The sequence below is a fragment of the Promicromonospora panici genome (assembly GCF_900608595.1).
GTDB classification, from domain to species: Bacteria; Actinomycetota; Actinomycetes; order Actinomycetales; family Cellulomonadaceae; genus Promicromonospora; species Promicromonospora panici.
In genome coordinates, this window is the sequence record NZ_UWYY01000007.1 from 185481 (window position 1) to 199344 (window position 13864).

Below are 13864 nucleotides of genomic sequence, written 5' to 3' on the forward strand. Positions count from 1 at the left end.
GTCCTCTCAGGGCGCACGGGCGCGGGTATGCCTGTGCTCAGGATGCGGGGGCCGGCGCGTGGCGCTGGCCGGGGTGGAGCAGCGGCGGGCCACGGCCATCAGCAACGTGGCGAGCTCGCGAGAGTTCGGGCGGCCCTCAGCGGGCTGAGGGAAGGTGGGGCGCTGTCAGCGCTCGCACATTCGCCCGCCGCGCACGCGGCCGCCACACATCACGTCGCGGCAGGTGCGCGACGTCGTGGCGGCGGTCCAGGTGCGGGTCATACGGACATCGTGCGGCACTGAACGACGTCGGAGCGAATCCCCTCGGGGTAAATCCCACGATGCGGACAAAATGCTGTCCACATCGTGGAGAGCCGCGGAAAACGCGGGCAATAAGGGACCCCCCGCACACCCACCAGAGCTCACTTACCCTTGCTGCCTTCCGGCCCTGGGGGAGTTCGGCGAGGTGGTGCCGCACGAGGGGTCTACCGAAAGCCTAACCGATCCGGGCACCCCGGCCCAACACGCCGAACCCCGCTGTACGCCACCTCACAACCCGGCCCCGGATTCCGATTCGTTGTCCGAGCACGGCGTCCGGTATCCTCGTCAGGCCGCGCCAGACTTCGGTCCAGTGGCCGCGCGCCCGCCTCGGCGAAGCGCGAGGAGGATTCGCCTAGTGGCCTATGGCGCACGCTTGGAAAGCGTGTTGGGTTAACGCCCTCGGGGGTTCGAATCCCCCATCCTCCGCAGTGTGATGAGTCGGGACATCGTTCATGGATGTCCCGGCTCATCGTCGTCTCAGGACGCTTCCGCGGCCGCGTCGCCGTCGGCGAGGGCGCGGCCCCCCGCCTCGGTCAGCGTCACCACCTTGGCGCGGCGATCCGTGTCGTCGAGCTCCCGCCGCACCAGGCCGTCCCGCTCCATGGCCTCGACGGCCTGCGTGGTCGACCGCGCGGCGAGGCCGAGCTCGGCGGCCAGCCGCGCCTGCTTGATCGGGCCGCACCCGGCCAGCACCTGCAGGATCTTGGTCCGGGCCAGCGACACCCCGCTCCGGGCCATGTGCTCGTCCACGAGCCGGCGCAGCCGCGCGGACGTCGTCAGGTAGTGCAGGCCGACCTCACCGGCGCGTCGGCTCCCGCTCATGGTCGTTCCCGGTCTTTCGTGAGGCACCTCCGCATGATGCGTCATCAACGTCCGCGGCGCCGCCCGCAGCCTGAGCCGGGCAATTCGCCCATGCGTCACATGACGTTATGGACGTGCTCACCTCCGTCTGGTCGGGTGAACGGGCATCAGATCCCTGACCTGGAGGAGAGCCCATGTCCACCACCCCCGGAATCTCGCGCCGCGCCGTGCTCGCCGCGGCAGGCGCCGTGGGCGCACTCGGCGCCTCGGCGTCCCTCGCGAGCCCTGCCGCAGCACGGACGACGTCGGGCAGGCCCGTGATCGGCCCAGCGCGCGGCGAGCTGTTGCACGCGATGAGCTTCAACGTGCGCTACGACCGCGAGGGCCAGACCCAGCCCGGCGAGCCCGACTACTGGCCGGAGCGCGCGCCGCTCACCTCGGCGTTCCTGGCGCTGGAGCAGCCGACCATCCTGGGGGTCCAGGAGGTGGAGTTCAACCAGCTCTCCGCCGTCGAGGCGGGGCTCGGGCGCGGCTACGAGATGGTGGGCTTCGGGCGCGACGGCGGTGCGGGCGGCGAGTACTCGGCGATCTTCTACGACGCTCGCCGCCTGACCGTGAAGTGGTGGGACCAGTTCTGGCTGTCCGACACCCCGGACCTCATCGGCTCCGCGACCTGGGGCAACACCGTGACCAGGATCGTCACCTGGGCCGAGCTGCACGACAAGGTGACCGGCCGCGACTTCCTGCACATCAACTCGCACTTCGACCACCAGGCGGAGAACGCGCGGGTGCGCAGCGCGCAGGTGGTCCGTGACCAGGTGGCGGCGACCCAGCTCCCCGTCGTCTTCACGGCCGACTGCAACGCGGCCGCCGAGGCCTCGGCCGCCTACGACGTCCTGGTCACCGAGGGCGGGCTCCAGGACACCTGGCTCGCCGCCGACCGCCGGCTCACCCCCTACGCGGGCACGTTCCCCAACTACGGGACGCCGAACCCGGACGGCACCCGGATCGACTGGATCCTGGCGTCGCCCGGCGTCGAGGTCCGCGCCGCGGCGATCAACACGTGGACCCGCGACGGCCGCTATCCGAGCGACCACACCCCGGTCCAGGCGCTGCTGAAGATCTGACCGCCGGCCAGCCAACGAGTGCAGACCCGGTCACGCCCCGACCGGGTCTGCACTCAGCGGTCAGCGCGACTCAGGCACGACGGCGGGTGAACAGCGCCGCGCCGATGCCCGCGGCGCCGACCACGATGCCGGCCACGCCGAGCCAGCGGCCCACGGGGTCAACGGCCGGGGCTGCGTCCGCGACGGCGGTCTCGCCGGAGGCGTCCCCGCCAGAGGCGTCGTCCGACGCAGCGTCGTCCGACGTCGCCGCGCCGTGGTGGCCGCTCTCCGCCTCGGCGGCGGTCGTCGTGAACACGGGTGCGGGAGCCTCGGGCTCCTTGCCGTCCTCGGTGACGAGGTCGTCCCAGTCGACGACGTTGCCGTCGGTGTACGTCTGGTGGGCGGGGAGCACGATCTCGGTGCCCTCCTCGGGCAGCGCCCCGACGCGGACGGCGAACTCCTGGTACTCGTGCGGCGGGACCTCGTTGCCCTTCTCGGCGGTCCAGGTCACGCGCACGGGCGCCTCGTCGACAGTCGCGCCCTCGACCTCGAACGGCTCGTCGAGCTTCTCGACGTCGACCTCTACGTCCCAGCCCGGCAGGGTGCGCGGCGTGACGCTGAGGAACGGGGTGTCGGTCGGCAGGTCGACGACGAGCTTCTCCGTCGACTCGGTCTCCGACTCCGTGGGCACGCGGAACGTGAGGCTCGCGTAGCTCTCGGCGGCGGTCGTGTCGGGGTCCACCGTGACGTGTGCGTAGGCCACGGTGGGCAGCAGCACCAGGACGGCGGTCGCGGGTACGGCCGCGAGGGCGCGGCGGGCGGGCATGCTGAAGCGAGTCATGTACTCGGTCCTTCGGTCTGAAAGGGGTGGCGGGTGGGGATGAGCAAGGGCGTACGACGACGCACCTCCCCGCCCCGACTCCGTCAGGCCGCGAGGTGCATCACCAGGACCGACGACGGCGGCCCGCGCTCGGGCGCGACATGCAGGTCCACGGAGCCCGACGGCGCCTCGGGCGCGCCCGGCACCGGGGCGCGCCGTACGACGGGCAGCCACAAGGGCTCCACCACGAGCGGCCGCACCAGCCACGACGCGAGCAGCCAGACGCCGCGCTCGACCCCCACGAGCAGCCCGACGGTCACCACCGTCGCGACGGCGTGCCAGGCGAGCATTCCGGGGCCCATCGCCGCGGGCTCCACGCCCACGCACGCCCCGTGCGCGAGCGAGTCGGCGACCGGTCCGGCCAGGTGGGGGTGTGCGCCGTCGGGCAGCAGGACCGGGGCGCACGCGCCGCCCAGGAACGAGAAGACCTGGTGCAGGGCGTACTGCCCGAGGCCCGCGAGGGCGAGGCCGCCCGGCCACCGCACCTGCCGCCGCACGGCCAGCGTGGTCACCATGAGCAGCAGCGCGCCCAGCAGGGCGATCACCTCGACGGGCGGCAGGTGGCCGCCGGCTTCGAAGTGCGCGGTCAGGGCGAGCGCGAGCACGACCACCGCCCAGAGAAGCGCGCGGCCGAAGCCGACAGCTCCTGAGGACGGGTTCAGCACAGCACAGACCTTAGCCCCGCCGACGCCCTCGCCGAGCAAACCCGGGCAACGGCCCTACTCGGACGCCTCTGTCGCCGGCGTCTCGGTCGCCTTCGTCAGCGGCTGGGGCGTGATCTCCGCGATGGCGACACACCCCTCACGGTTCTGGAGCGGCTGGTCGCTGCTGACGGCGACGTCGTCCAGCGGGTAGGGCGCCTCGTACTGCTCGCCCACGAGCAGGTCGACCGACCTGCCCTTGCGATCGTCCAGCACGAGCCGCACGTCCGGGAGGTGCTCGGCGAGCGTGTACGCGGCCACGACGCCGTTCTTTCCGAACCGCAGCTCCGAGTACACCTTCTGCTCGCCCTCGTAGTCGCCAAGGGCGATCACCTCGAACCCACGCCGGTCCAGCTCGTTCTCGAAAGCGGCCGCGGCGCCCGCCTCGCCCACCACCGTGGACACGGCCGTCGCATTCAGCACCCGCACCTCGATCTTCGAGTACGCGACCGGCAGGGCGCCGTCCGGCTGGCCCTTCACCGCGGGCAGGCAGGGCACCGGATACGACTCCTGCTCCGCCACGCCCACCGTGGTGAACGGCCGGTTGAACGGGGAGCTGATCGCGCCCGAGTACACGGCGAGCGCGAAGATGCCGCAGACCGCCAGGAACGCGATGAGCACGCCGAAGACCACGGCCTGACGCTCGTGCTCGCGGCGGCGGCGCTCCACGCGCGCCTGGTCGTACCCGGGGGATGTCACTCGTCGAACCTACCTGAGTCAGCGGATGATCAGCACGCGAGCGTGCAGCACAGGACGTTGTTGCAGGGCGGCACGCACCGCGCGATGCAGCCCGTCCTCGAGGTAGAGGGTGCCCTCGTACTCGACGACGTGCGCGAACAGGTCGCCGTAGAAGGTGGAGTCCTCGGCCAGGAGCGTGTCGAGGTCGAGCGTGCGCTTCGTGGTCACGAGCTCGTCGAGGCGCACCTGGCGTGGGGGCACGTCGACCCAGTCGCGCGTCCGCGAACGCCCGTGCTCAGGGTACGGGCGGCCGTCTCCTACGGCCTTGAAGATCATCGGTCCATCCTCACTGGACTCGGCGGGGCACGGTCCGGGAGCGGCGGTGAGGAAACCTGCCTGCTGACACCGGACGGCGTCCCGCACCCTACCGGAACGTGCGTGCCGGGAACAGCCGGAGGGGTGCGGGACGGGCGTTCGGCGGCGGTCACACGCTCGGCACGTCCCGTCGCCGGAACCCCGCGAAGGCCAGCAGGAACAGCACGACGGCGACTCCCGTCAGCCCCAGCATGTGCGACGCCTCCGGCTCCTCGGTGAACGCCGCCGGCAGCCAGTAGAACGGCGAGACCCGATGCACCCAGTCCGGCAGGTCCTCCAGCAGCCCGCCGAACATGCCGATCACGAAGGTGTAGATCAGCAGCGCCCAGCCGATACCCGCCACGCGCGGGAACCACGCGTACAGGGCCGCGGTGAACCCCAGGTAGACAGCGAGCGCCAGGAGGTACGGCCACAGCACCTCGGTGTAGTCGCCGAAGGACTGCTCCTCGTAGCCGACGGACACCGCGCCCACCCACAGGCCCCAGATGCTCACCGCGGCGAGCACGGCGGTACCCAGCCCGGCGACCAGCAGCTGCGAACCGAACCAGCGCTGCCGGGAGACGGGCTTGGCCAGCGCGATCTCGGCGCGGCCCACGCCCTCCTCGGCCTTGGGCCGCTGCCCCATGACGACGGCGTACGCGGCGCAGCACAGCATGGCGAACAGGACCATCACGCCCAGGAACGCCGTGGTGAACTGGCTCGTGTCCGCTCCGAACACCGCGGCGAAGACCGGGTTGTTCTCCGGGATCTCCGCGATCATCGAGGTGATGTCGGGCAGGAGCGTGCCCGACGCGTACCACATGAGGCCGAGCCCGAGCACGCACCACATGAGCACGATGCGCTGCTGGATCCAGGCGAGCGTGACTGGGCCGCGCAGGGTTGCCCGGGCGTCGGCCCGGCCCGCGCGGACCGCGACCATGCCCGAGCCGAAGTCGCGACGCGATCCCAGGAACGCGCCGAGGAGGAGGAAGAGGACGATCGCGACGACGCTCAGCGCGGCGGGCCACCACCGCACGTCGACGAAGGGCCGCATCTGCTGCGCCCAGGCGATCGGTGAGAACCAGGACAGCGCGCTGCCGTGCCGCTCCTGGATGTCGCCCGCAGCCCGGACCATGAAGGCGATACCGAAGGCCGCCAGGCTGATGCCCACCGCGCCGCGCCCGTGCTCGGTCACCTGCGCGGCCACGAGGGCGATCGCGCCGAACACCATGGCGCTCAGCCCGCTCCCGACGGTCAGCGCGAACGAGTCGCCGAGTCCCAGGTCGCTTTCACCGACGCCGTACAGGGCGAGCGCCGACACGATGGCGATCACCGCGTTGACGATGAGCAGGGTGATGGTCGCCGCGACGGCGGGTGCGTGCCGCCCCACGGCCCCGGCGCGCACCAGCTCCGACCGGCCGCCCTCCTCCTCACCGCGCGTATGCCGCACCACGTGCAGGATGCTCATGATCGCGAGCGCCATGACCATCCAGGTGATGCCCTCGTTGGCGATCGCCACGCCCACCGTGTAGTCGTCGATGCCGTAGCCGGGCCCGCCCATGGCGATCCCGCTCGGCGTCTCCATGATCAGGGCGCGCCCGGCGAGCGCCTCGTCGCCCATGGCGCCGAGCGCCACCACGAAGTACGCGTAGAAGAACACGACGGACGCCGTCCACACGCTCAGGCGTACCCGGTCGCGGCGCAGCATGAACCGCACCATCCGTCCGGTCCCGGTCAGGGTCGCCCCGAACGCCGGACGGCCGACGGCGGGAACCGGCGGCGACACGACGGCGGCGCTCATCGCGCACCAGCCTTCCGGCCGGCGGCGGCACCGTTCGCGGCCGCCTCGGCGGCTGCCTCGTCGGCGTCGATGACGTCGCCGTAGTGGCGCATGAACAGGTCCTCGAGCGACGGCGGGGTCGCGGTGAAGCTGCGCACCTCGAGTGCGCTCATGGCGGTGAGCACGGTGCCGATCTGCGCGTTGTCGGTGTCGAACGTGACGCGGGTGCCGCCGTCCGAGGCGGTGGTGACCAGGTCGTGCACGCCGGGCAGCTGCGCGACGGCCGCCGGGTTGCCGCCGACCACCGCGGTCACGCTGGTGCGCGTGAGGTGCCGCAGGTCGTCCAGCGTGCCGGACTCGACGTCGGTCCCGTTACGGATGATCGTGACGGTGTCGCACACCTTCTCGACCTCGGACAGGATGTGGCTGCTGAGCAGCACGGACCGGCCCGCGGACCGGGCCTCACGGATGTACTCGGTGAACACGGCCTCCATGAGCGGGTCCAGGCCGGAGGTCGGCTCGTCGAGCACGTACAGCTCGGCGTCGGTCAGGAAGGCCGCGACCAGGGCGACCTTCTGCCGGTTGCCCTTGGAGTAGGTGCGCGCCTTCTTGCGCGGGTCCAGCTCGAAGCGCTCCAGCAGCTCGACCTTGCGCGCCCTGAGCCGGGACTTCTCGGCGTGGCCGCTGAGGCGGGCCAGGTAGTCGATGCACTCGCCGCCGGTCAGGTTGGGCCACAGGCTCACGTCGCCGGGCACGTAGGTGATGCGCTTGTGCAGCTCGACGGCGTCGCGCCACACGTCGCCGCCGAACAGCCGTGCGGAGCCCGCGTCGGCCCGCAGCAGGCCGAGCAGGACACGGATGGTGGTGGACTTGCCGGCCCCGTTAGGGCCCAGGAAGCCGCGGATCTCGCCGGGCTGGACGGCCAGGTTCAGGCCGTCGAGGGCCTGCACCCTGCCGAAGGACTTGGACAGGTCGTGGATCTCGATTGCTGGTGTCACGGTCATGGCTCGCTCGCTCTCAGACGTCGGTGGGGGACGTAGCTGGGCAGCGCACTTCGGACCGGCGGGTACCGGTCAGCCTGGGGTAGGCGCGGGCGCTGCCTCGTCCTGCGACGGCGGGTCGGGCACGTACATGAGGTATTCGTCGAGCATGCGACGGGACGTGAGGAAGCCTTCGGTGAACAGCTCCAGCATGGGCAGGTAGCTGTTGTTGAGGAAGCTGCGAACGATCGCCCCGAGGTCGTGCGGGTCCGACGGCGGGTTGAGCGTCACCTCGAGCAGCAGCGAGCCGAGCGAGGAGAGCGTGAGGTAGCGGGCGCGCGCGGCCTCGTCCCGGCTGGGCACGATCACGCCCGCCGCCACGCCGTCCCGCGTGTAGCCCACCGCGTCGTCGACCATGTGGTCGATGAACTCCCGGGCCAGCGGACTGCCGTCCTGCATGGACCGCAGGACGTACCCGACGATGGGCGCGTTCTCCTCGACGGCCGCGAACTTGTGGAAGAAGCTCTGGCCGGCCGCGGCCTCGGCGACGTTCTCGCGCTTGAGCCGGCGGATGGTGGCCAGCAGGTGCTCGTCGCACTCGGCGCGGAGCTTGTCCTTCGAGCCGAAGTGGTGCATCACGAGACCGGCGCTCACCCCGGCGTCCTTGGCGATCGAGCGCAGTGGCGCACCGAAACCCTCCACCGCGAACCGGTTCACCGCCGCGTCCCGGATCCGGGCGCGCGCGGTGAGGTCGGCGTCGGCGCGCACGCCACCGCCCGACGGCGGGGTGGTCCCCGCTCGCCCCTCTGCACCACCGGCTGAACGCACGTTCAATATGCTAATCGCGCGTTCAGCCCGCTGTCCAGACCGTGTCGGACGTATAGGTCATGCGGGTGACCTGTACGTCTGACAGCTGCAAGGGTCAGGGCCGTGCGGTGCCGCGCCAGCGGCCGATGGCGCCCATGACGTGGTAGATCACCAGGGCGGCGGCGGTGCCCAGCGCGATGCCCCCGAACTGCAGGTCGCCGGCCGTCCAGGTGAAGTCGGCGATGCCGATGACGAGCGGCACGGCGGCCGTCGTCAGGTTCACCGGATCGGAGAAGTTCACCCTCCCCTGCACCAAGATGCGGGCGCCCAGGATGCCGATCATCCCGTAGAGCATCGTCGTGGCGCCGCCGAGCACGCCTGCGGGGACGCTGGCGATCATGGCGCCGACCTTCGGCGAGAGGCTGAGCGCCAGCGCACCGAACGCGGCCACCCAGTACGCCGCCGTCGAGTAGACGCGGGACGCCGCCATGACGCCGATGTTCTCCGCGTACGTCGTGGTGCCGGAGCCGCCGCCGAGGCCGGCCAGGGTCGTGGCGACGCCGTCGGCCAGGAGGGCACGGCCGGTGAGCGGGTCGTAGTTGCGGCCGGTCATCGCGGCGACCGACTTCACGTGCCCGACGTTCTCCGCGATGAGGACCAGCACCACCGGGAGGAACAGCCCGAGCACTCCCGGGTCGAACGACGGCGCGACGAACTGCGGCAGACCGAGCCAGCCGGCCTGCTCGACCTGCGAGAAGTCGACCTCGCCGCGCACCGCGGCGAACACGTACCCGATGACGACGCCGAGCAGGATCGCCAGGCGGCCCAGGAGGCCCCTGAACAGGACCTGGATCAGGATGATCGACGCGAGGGTCACCACCGCGGTCAGCGGAGCGACCTGGAAGTTGGTCCACGCCACCGGCGCCAGGTTGAGGCCGATCAGCGCCACGATCACGCCCGTCACGACGGGCGGCATGGCGACCTGGATCCAGCGCGGCCCTGCGAAGTGCACCACCACGCCGACGATCGCCAGCAGCAGCCCGGTGGCGAGGATGCCGCCGAGCGCCACCGACTGCCCGCCCGACGCCGTCGCCGCCGTGACCGGCGCGATGAACGCGAAGCTCGACCCCAGGTAGCTCGGCAGCTTGTTGCCGGTGATCAGCAGGAACGCGATGGTGCCGAGCGCAGAGAAGAACAGGGTGGTCGCCGGGTCGAACTCGGTGAGGGCCGGCACCAGGAAGGTGGCGCCGAACATCGCGACGATGTGCTGCAGGCCGATCCCGATCGTGCGCGGCCAGCTCAGCCGCTCGTCGGGGGCGACCACCTCCCCGGGTGTGATGCGGGCACCATCACCGTGCAGTTTCCAGCCGAGTCGCATGCGCCTGTCCTTGATCTCGCGACGGGAGTGTCGCGCGGATCCTATGCGCAGGTGCTGCGGTACTCGCTGATCTCGTCGTCCACGGCCGGCGGCGGGCACAGGAACTGCTGGTAGCGCTCGTCGTCGTCCACATACCGCTTCAGCCAGGAGAGGCTGTACCGGGCGATCAAGGTGTTCGGCGCGCTGGGTGCGGAGTGTGAGGCGTCGCGGAGCTCCAGGTACGCCTTGTCGCCGTCCGCCGGCAGCGACTCGTAGATCGGCTCGGCATGCGACCGCGGCCGCGCCACGACGTCGTCCTCGGCGCCGATGACCAGGGTCGGTGCGGTGACCTCTGGGAAGGTCTTGTCCACGCTCCACGGCGTCATCGGGACGATCGCCTGCAGCGCCGGATAGTCCTTGGCCGCCTCCAGGCTGCCGCCACCGCCCATCGAGTGACCCATCACGGCGAGCCGGTCGGGGTCGATCCGGTCCGCCAGCTCGGTGCGTCCCAGGAAGCTCAGCGCGGCGAGCACCTGGTCGCCGCGCCGGGTGGGCGAGTCGGAGGTGCTGAGGGTGTCGATGGTGAACACCACGAAGCCCTGGGAGGCCAGCCGCGGGCCGAGCCAGGCGATGGCCGCCTGCGAGGAGCTGTAGCCCGGGGAGACGGCGACCGCGCCGAACGTCCCCTCGGACGTGTCGGTCGGGTAGTAGACGGTGCCGCCGCCGAACCCGTCGGCGGAGGCGCGGGTGACGACCGCCATCCCGATCTCGAAGGTGCCGCGGGGCGCCTCGATGCTCTCCTCGGTCGGGTCGGGGCCACGCTGGTAGCCGTCGTCGGCGACCGCGGCGGGGACCGCGCCGAACGTTCCTACGGTGAGGGCGGTCGCCGCCAGGGCGGCACGGAAGACACGAGAAAAGCTCTGCATGGAGTTCTCCTGTGGTGTGTCGCGAGAAGCGGCCGACACGACCATAAGAAGAATCTCTCCACTCGGCCTGCGCTAGCTGTCATTCCATGCCGCCAGCCCCGGTGTCAGCCCAGTTGCGGGCGGACCTCGCGCGCGATCAGGTCCAGGTGGTCCAGGTCCGCCAGGTCGAGGATCTGGAGGTAGACGCGCTGGATCCCCTCCGCCTCGAGGGCCTTGAGGCGGTCCACCACCTCGGTGACGGTGCCCGCGATGCCGTGCTCGCGCAGCTCGGCCGGCTCGCGGCCGATCGCCGCCGCGCGCCGGGCGAACTCGGCCTCGTCCTGCCCGACGGCGGTGACCAGCGCCACCGACTGGACCAGCGACCCGGGCGCGCGCCCGGCGTCGGACAGCGCCTTCTCGACTACCTTGATCCGCTCGCCGACCGTGTCGAGCTCCGGGAACGACTGGTTGTACTCGTCGCCGTACTTCGCCGCCAGCGCGGGTGTCCGGCGCGGGCCGCCGCCCCCGACGAGCACGGGGATCTTCGGCTGCGTGGGCTTCGGCAGGGCGGGCGAGTCGACGAGCTGGTAGTGCTCGCCGGAGAAGGAGAACGTCTCCCCGACCGGGGTCTCCCACAGGCCCGTGATGATCGCGAGCTGCTCCTCGAGGAGGCCGAACCGCTTGTCCGGGAACGGGATGCCGTACGCGCTGTGCTCCGCCGCGAACCAGCCCGTGCCGAGGCCGAACTCGACGCGGCCGCCGGACATCTGGTCCACCTGGGCCACTTGGATCGCGAGGACGCCGGGGTGCCGGAACGTCGCCGAGGACACCAGCGTGCCGAGCCGCACCGTCGAGGTCTCGCGCGCGAGACCGGCGAGCGTGACCCAGGAGTCGGTCGGGCCGGGCAGGCCGTCGCCGCCCATGGCGAGGTAGTGGTCCGAGCGGAAGTACGCGCTGAACCCCAGCCGCTCGGTCGCCTGGGCGACAGCAAGCTGGTCGTCGTACGTCGCACCCTGCTGGGGCTCGGTGAAGATACGCAGGTCGAGAGTCATGGCCACAACGATGCCACGACGCCCAGCGTTGGCTGTGAGCGTGATCGTTGCGACTTCGTGCCCGATTCGGGCGCAACGATCGCGCCCACAGCCAAGGGGGTCAGCGGCTACGCTCACTGCGTGACCGGGATCCGTTGGGGAAGTCTCGCCACCGTCGTCGGCGGCGGGGTGATCTTTCTGGTGTGTCTGGTGGGCGTTGTGCTCGGGCATCTGTGGTCGGCCGTGCCGGGCGCGATCGGCCTCCTGATGGCGGTTCGCGAGGTGCGCTACCTGCGCAGACTGCGGTCGGGCAAGATCTCGGCGCGGGAAAATTAGCACCGTGGACGTCACGTTTCGTTCAAGGACTCTTCACGCCGGCCGGGGGCCACGCGGTAGCCTGCCAGGCATGACCGCCGTCCGTACGCACACGCACGCACAGGCAGTCGACGTTGCGGTGGATCTGTTCACCCGGCAGGGGTACGAGGGAACCACCGTCGAAGAGATCGCCGACGCCGCAAAGGTCAGCCGCGCCACGTTCTTCCGCCGGTTTCGCTCGAAGGAGGACGTGGTCTTCGCCGACCACGAGCTGCTCCTCGAGGAGGTCGTGGTCATGCTGGCCGCCACCCGTCCCGACGCTCGCGCCAGCGAGGAAGCAGGGCACGACCTCGGGCGCGCCTGGGACCCCGACATCGACCCGTACCTCGAGGTGTGCCGCGCCGCACGCATGGTGTTCGACCACCACGTGGGCCAGCGCGAGACCTCGCTGGCCCGGTACGCGCTGCTGCAGCAGGTCCCCGCTCTGCGCGACCGGGAGCTGATCACCACGCACCGCTACGAGCGGGCGTTCACGCACTACCTGCGGGACACACTGCCGCCGGAGCGGTCGGCGTCCACGACGTCCATCGCGTTCGCGGCCTCCGTCGTCGCGGTGCACAACGCGATCCTGCGGCGCTGGCTGCGGACGCCGACGCTCGACCTGCGGCCCGAGCTGGAGGAGGCGTTCGCCGACCTGCGGCGCGCCGCCGTCATCGGCACGACAGGCCACCCGCCGGCCGACGACGGCGCCCCGCCCGTCCGCCGCGTGATCGTCACCGTGGTGGAGGGTGGGGCCGGGCCCGACGAGGTGGCCCGGGCCGTCCGGGACGCCCTCGTCTGACATGTGGCAGACCAGACATTCCCGGCGGGAATGGGCACGTGGCATCCTGTGTTCCGCTAGACATCGTGCATCGAATGCACACGTGCTCCGGGGTCGGTGAAATTCCGAGCCGGCGGTTATAGTCCGCGACCCGGGTCGTTCCTTCGGGAAGGACCCGGTTGACCTGGTGAGACTCCAGGACCGACGGTCAAAGTCCGGATGGGAGGAAGCACGTGCGGCGCGCGCCGTCGACCCCTCGGGGCCACGGCGACACGCCGTCGTCGGCGCCCTCGTGGCGCGCCGGCCCTCACCCCGGAGTCCCTGTGCGGACTTCGGAGAGGGAAGAGACATGGACTGGTTCCGCGCCGCCTACGACGCGATGTTCCTGGTCGGCGACCAGCAGATCTACTGGCGAGAGGTGATCGGCAACCTGTTCGGGCTGGCGTCCGCGCTGGGCGGGCTGCGGCGCAAGGTGTGGGCGTGGCCGGTGGGCATCGTCGGGAACATCCTGCTCTTCACCGTCTTCATGGGCTCGTGGTTCGGCGAGACGACGCGGGCCGACATGCTGGGCCAGGCCGGCCGCCAGATCATGTTCATCGCCGTCTCGGTCTACGGCTGGTACCGCTGGCGCCAGACCCGGCGGCTGGGCGGCGTCGGCACGGTGGCGGTGCACCCGCGCTGGGCCTCCTGGCGGGCGCGCGTCGGCCTGATCACCGGGATGTTCGCCGGCACGCTGCTCCTCACTCCGCTCTTCCGGACCCTGGGCTCGTACGAGCCGGTCTGGGCCGACGCGTGGATCTTCATGGGCTCCGTGCTCGCCACCTACGGCATGGCCAAGGGCTGGGTCGAGTTCTGGCTGATCTGGGTCGCCGTCGACCTCGTCGGCGTGCCGCTGCTGTTCTCGGCGGGGTACTGGGCGACCGCCCTGATGTACCTGGTCTACGGCCTGTTCACGCTGTTCGGGTTCTTCGCGTGGTGGCGCATCAGCCGGCGCGAGAGCGCCGAGCCGGACGAGGTGGTGGCTGCGGCCGCCTGATCGGATACCGTCG

The 13864-nt window shown here is 71.2% G+C and carries 15 protein-coding genes, 1 tRNA gene, 1 other RNA gene and 1 riboswitch; of the genes, 5 read left to right on the plus strand and 12 right to left on the minus strand.

Going from position 1 to position 13864, the window contains the following annotated elements:
* Positions 1–371: 371 nt before the first annotated feature.
* An RNA gene (ffs, locus tag EW117_RS10045) (signal recognition particle sRNA small type) lies at positions 372–468 on the minus strand.
* Positions 469–641: 173 nt separating this feature from the next.
* On the opposite strand from ffs, the gene EW117_RS10050 reads away from it, so the two are divergent.
* A tRNA-Ser gene (locus tag EW117_RS10050) sits at positions 642–726 on the plus strand.
* Between the two features lie 51 nt (positions 727–777).
* Here the strand turns inward: EW117_RS10050 and EW117_RS10055 are convergent.
* On the minus strand, positions 778–1122 hold the full coding sequence (locus EW117_RS10055) for a MarR family winged helix-turn-helix transcriptional regulator (RefSeq protein ID WP_165362624.1): 345 nt from the start codon (positions 1120–1122) through the stop codon (positions 778–780).
* 173 nt (positions 1123–1295) lie between these two features.
* Here EW117_RS10055 and EW117_RS10060 point away from each other — a divergent pair, with 173 nt between their 5' ends.
* Complete coding sequence (locus tag EW117_RS10060) at positions 1296–2228, plus strand: endonuclease/exonuclease/phosphatase family protein (protein ID WP_165362625.1); 933 nt, start codon at positions 1296–1298, stop codon at positions 2226–2228.
* A 70-nt stretch (positions 2229–2298) separates the two neighbouring features.
* Here the strand turns inward: EW117_RS10060 and EW117_RS10065 are convergent, their stop codons facing one another.
* From EW117_RS10065 to EW117_RS10110, 10 genes are all read right to left on the minus strand, one after another.
* Complete coding sequence (locus tag EW117_RS10065) at positions 2299–3048, minus strand: YcnI family copper-binding membrane protein (RefSeq protein WP_129786231.1); 750 nt, start codon at positions 3046–3048, stop codon at positions 2299–2301.
* 83 nt (positions 3049–3131) lie between these two features.
* Positions 3132–3752, minus strand: coding sequence for a hypothetical protein (locus tag EW117_RS10070; RefSeq protein WP_129786233.1), 621 nt, complete (start codon positions 3750–3752; stop codon positions 3132–3134).
* A gap of 54 nt (positions 3753–3806) precedes the next feature.
* Positions 3807–4487, minus strand: a complete 681-nt coding sequence (locus EW117_RS10075) for a LytR C-terminal domain-containing protein (RefSeq protein WP_165362626.1) — start codon at positions 4485–4487, stop codon at positions 3807–3809.
* An 18-nt stretch (positions 4488–4505) separates the two neighbouring features.
* Complete coding sequence (locus EW117_RS10080; protein ID WP_129786236.1) at positions 4506–4802, minus strand: type II toxin-antitoxin system VapB family antitoxin; 297 nt, start codon at positions 4800–4802, stop codon at positions 4506–4508.
* A gap of 148 nt (positions 4803–4950) precedes the next feature.
* Positions 4951–6621 (minus strand): ABC transporter permease, encoded by a 1671-nt coding sequence (locus EW117_RS10085; protein ID WP_129786238.1) that lies wholly within the window; start codon positions 6619–6621, stop codon positions 4951–4953.
* Complete coding sequence (locus tag EW117_RS10090) at positions 6618–7604, minus strand: ABC transporter ATP-binding protein (protein WP_129786240.1); 987 nt, start codon at positions 7602–7604, stop codon at positions 6618–6620. The genes EW117_RS10085 and EW117_RS10090 overlap by 4 nt, the downstream gene beginning before the upstream one ends.
* Positions 7605–7673: 69 nt before the next feature.
* On the minus strand, positions 7674–8408 hold the full coding sequence (locus EW117_RS10095; protein ID WP_242504205.1) for a TetR/AcrR family transcriptional regulator: 735 nt from the start codon (positions 8406–8408) through the stop codon (positions 7674–7676).
* 94 nt (positions 8409–8502) lie between these two features.
* A complete protein-coding gene (locus tag EW117_RS10100; protein ID WP_129786242.1) occupies positions 8503–9765 on the minus strand; it encodes a uracil-xanthine permease family protein in 1263 nt (420 codons plus the stop codon).
* Between the two features lie 41 nt (positions 9766–9806).
* The gene (locus tag EW117_RS10105) at positions 9807–10670 is read right to left on the minus strand and encodes a poly(ethylene terephthalate) hydrolase family protein (RefSeq protein WP_129786244.1); all 864 of its coding nucleotides are present in this window, start codon (positions 10668–10670) and stop codon (positions 9807–9809) included.
* 104 nt (positions 10671–10774) lie between these two features.
* The gene (locus tag EW117_RS10110; RefSeq protein WP_129786246.1) at positions 10775–11701 is read right to left on the minus strand and encodes an LLM class F420-dependent oxidoreductase; all 927 of its coding nucleotides are present in this window, start codon (positions 11699–11701) and stop codon (positions 10775–10777) included.
* A 120-nt stretch (positions 11702–11821) separates the two neighbouring features.
* Here EW117_RS10110 and EW117_RS10115 point away from each other — a divergent pair, with 120 nt between their 5' ends.
* From EW117_RS10115 to pnuC, 3 genes are all read left to right on the plus strand, one after another.
* Complete coding sequence (locus EW117_RS10115) at positions 11822–12016, plus strand: hypothetical protein (protein ID WP_129786248.1); 195 nt, start codon at positions 11822–11824, stop codon at positions 12014–12016.
* 70 nt (positions 12017–12086) lie between these two features.
* Positions 12087–12836, plus strand: a complete 750-nt coding sequence (locus EW117_RS10120; protein ID WP_129786250.1) for a TetR/AcrR family transcriptional regulator — start codon at positions 12087–12089, stop codon at positions 12834–12836.
* Positions 12837–12914: 78 nt separating this feature from the next.
* Positions 12915–13052: riboswitch (FMN riboswitch) on the plus strand.
* A 112-nt stretch (positions 13053–13164) separates the two neighbouring features.
* Positions 13165–13851: a nicotinamide riboside transporter PnuC gene (gene pnuC / locus EW117_RS10125; protein ID WP_129786252.1), complete on the plus strand. Its 687-nt coding sequence runs from the start codon at positions 13165–13167 to the stop codon at positions 13849–13851.
* Positions 13852–13864 lie beyond the last annotated feature (13 nt).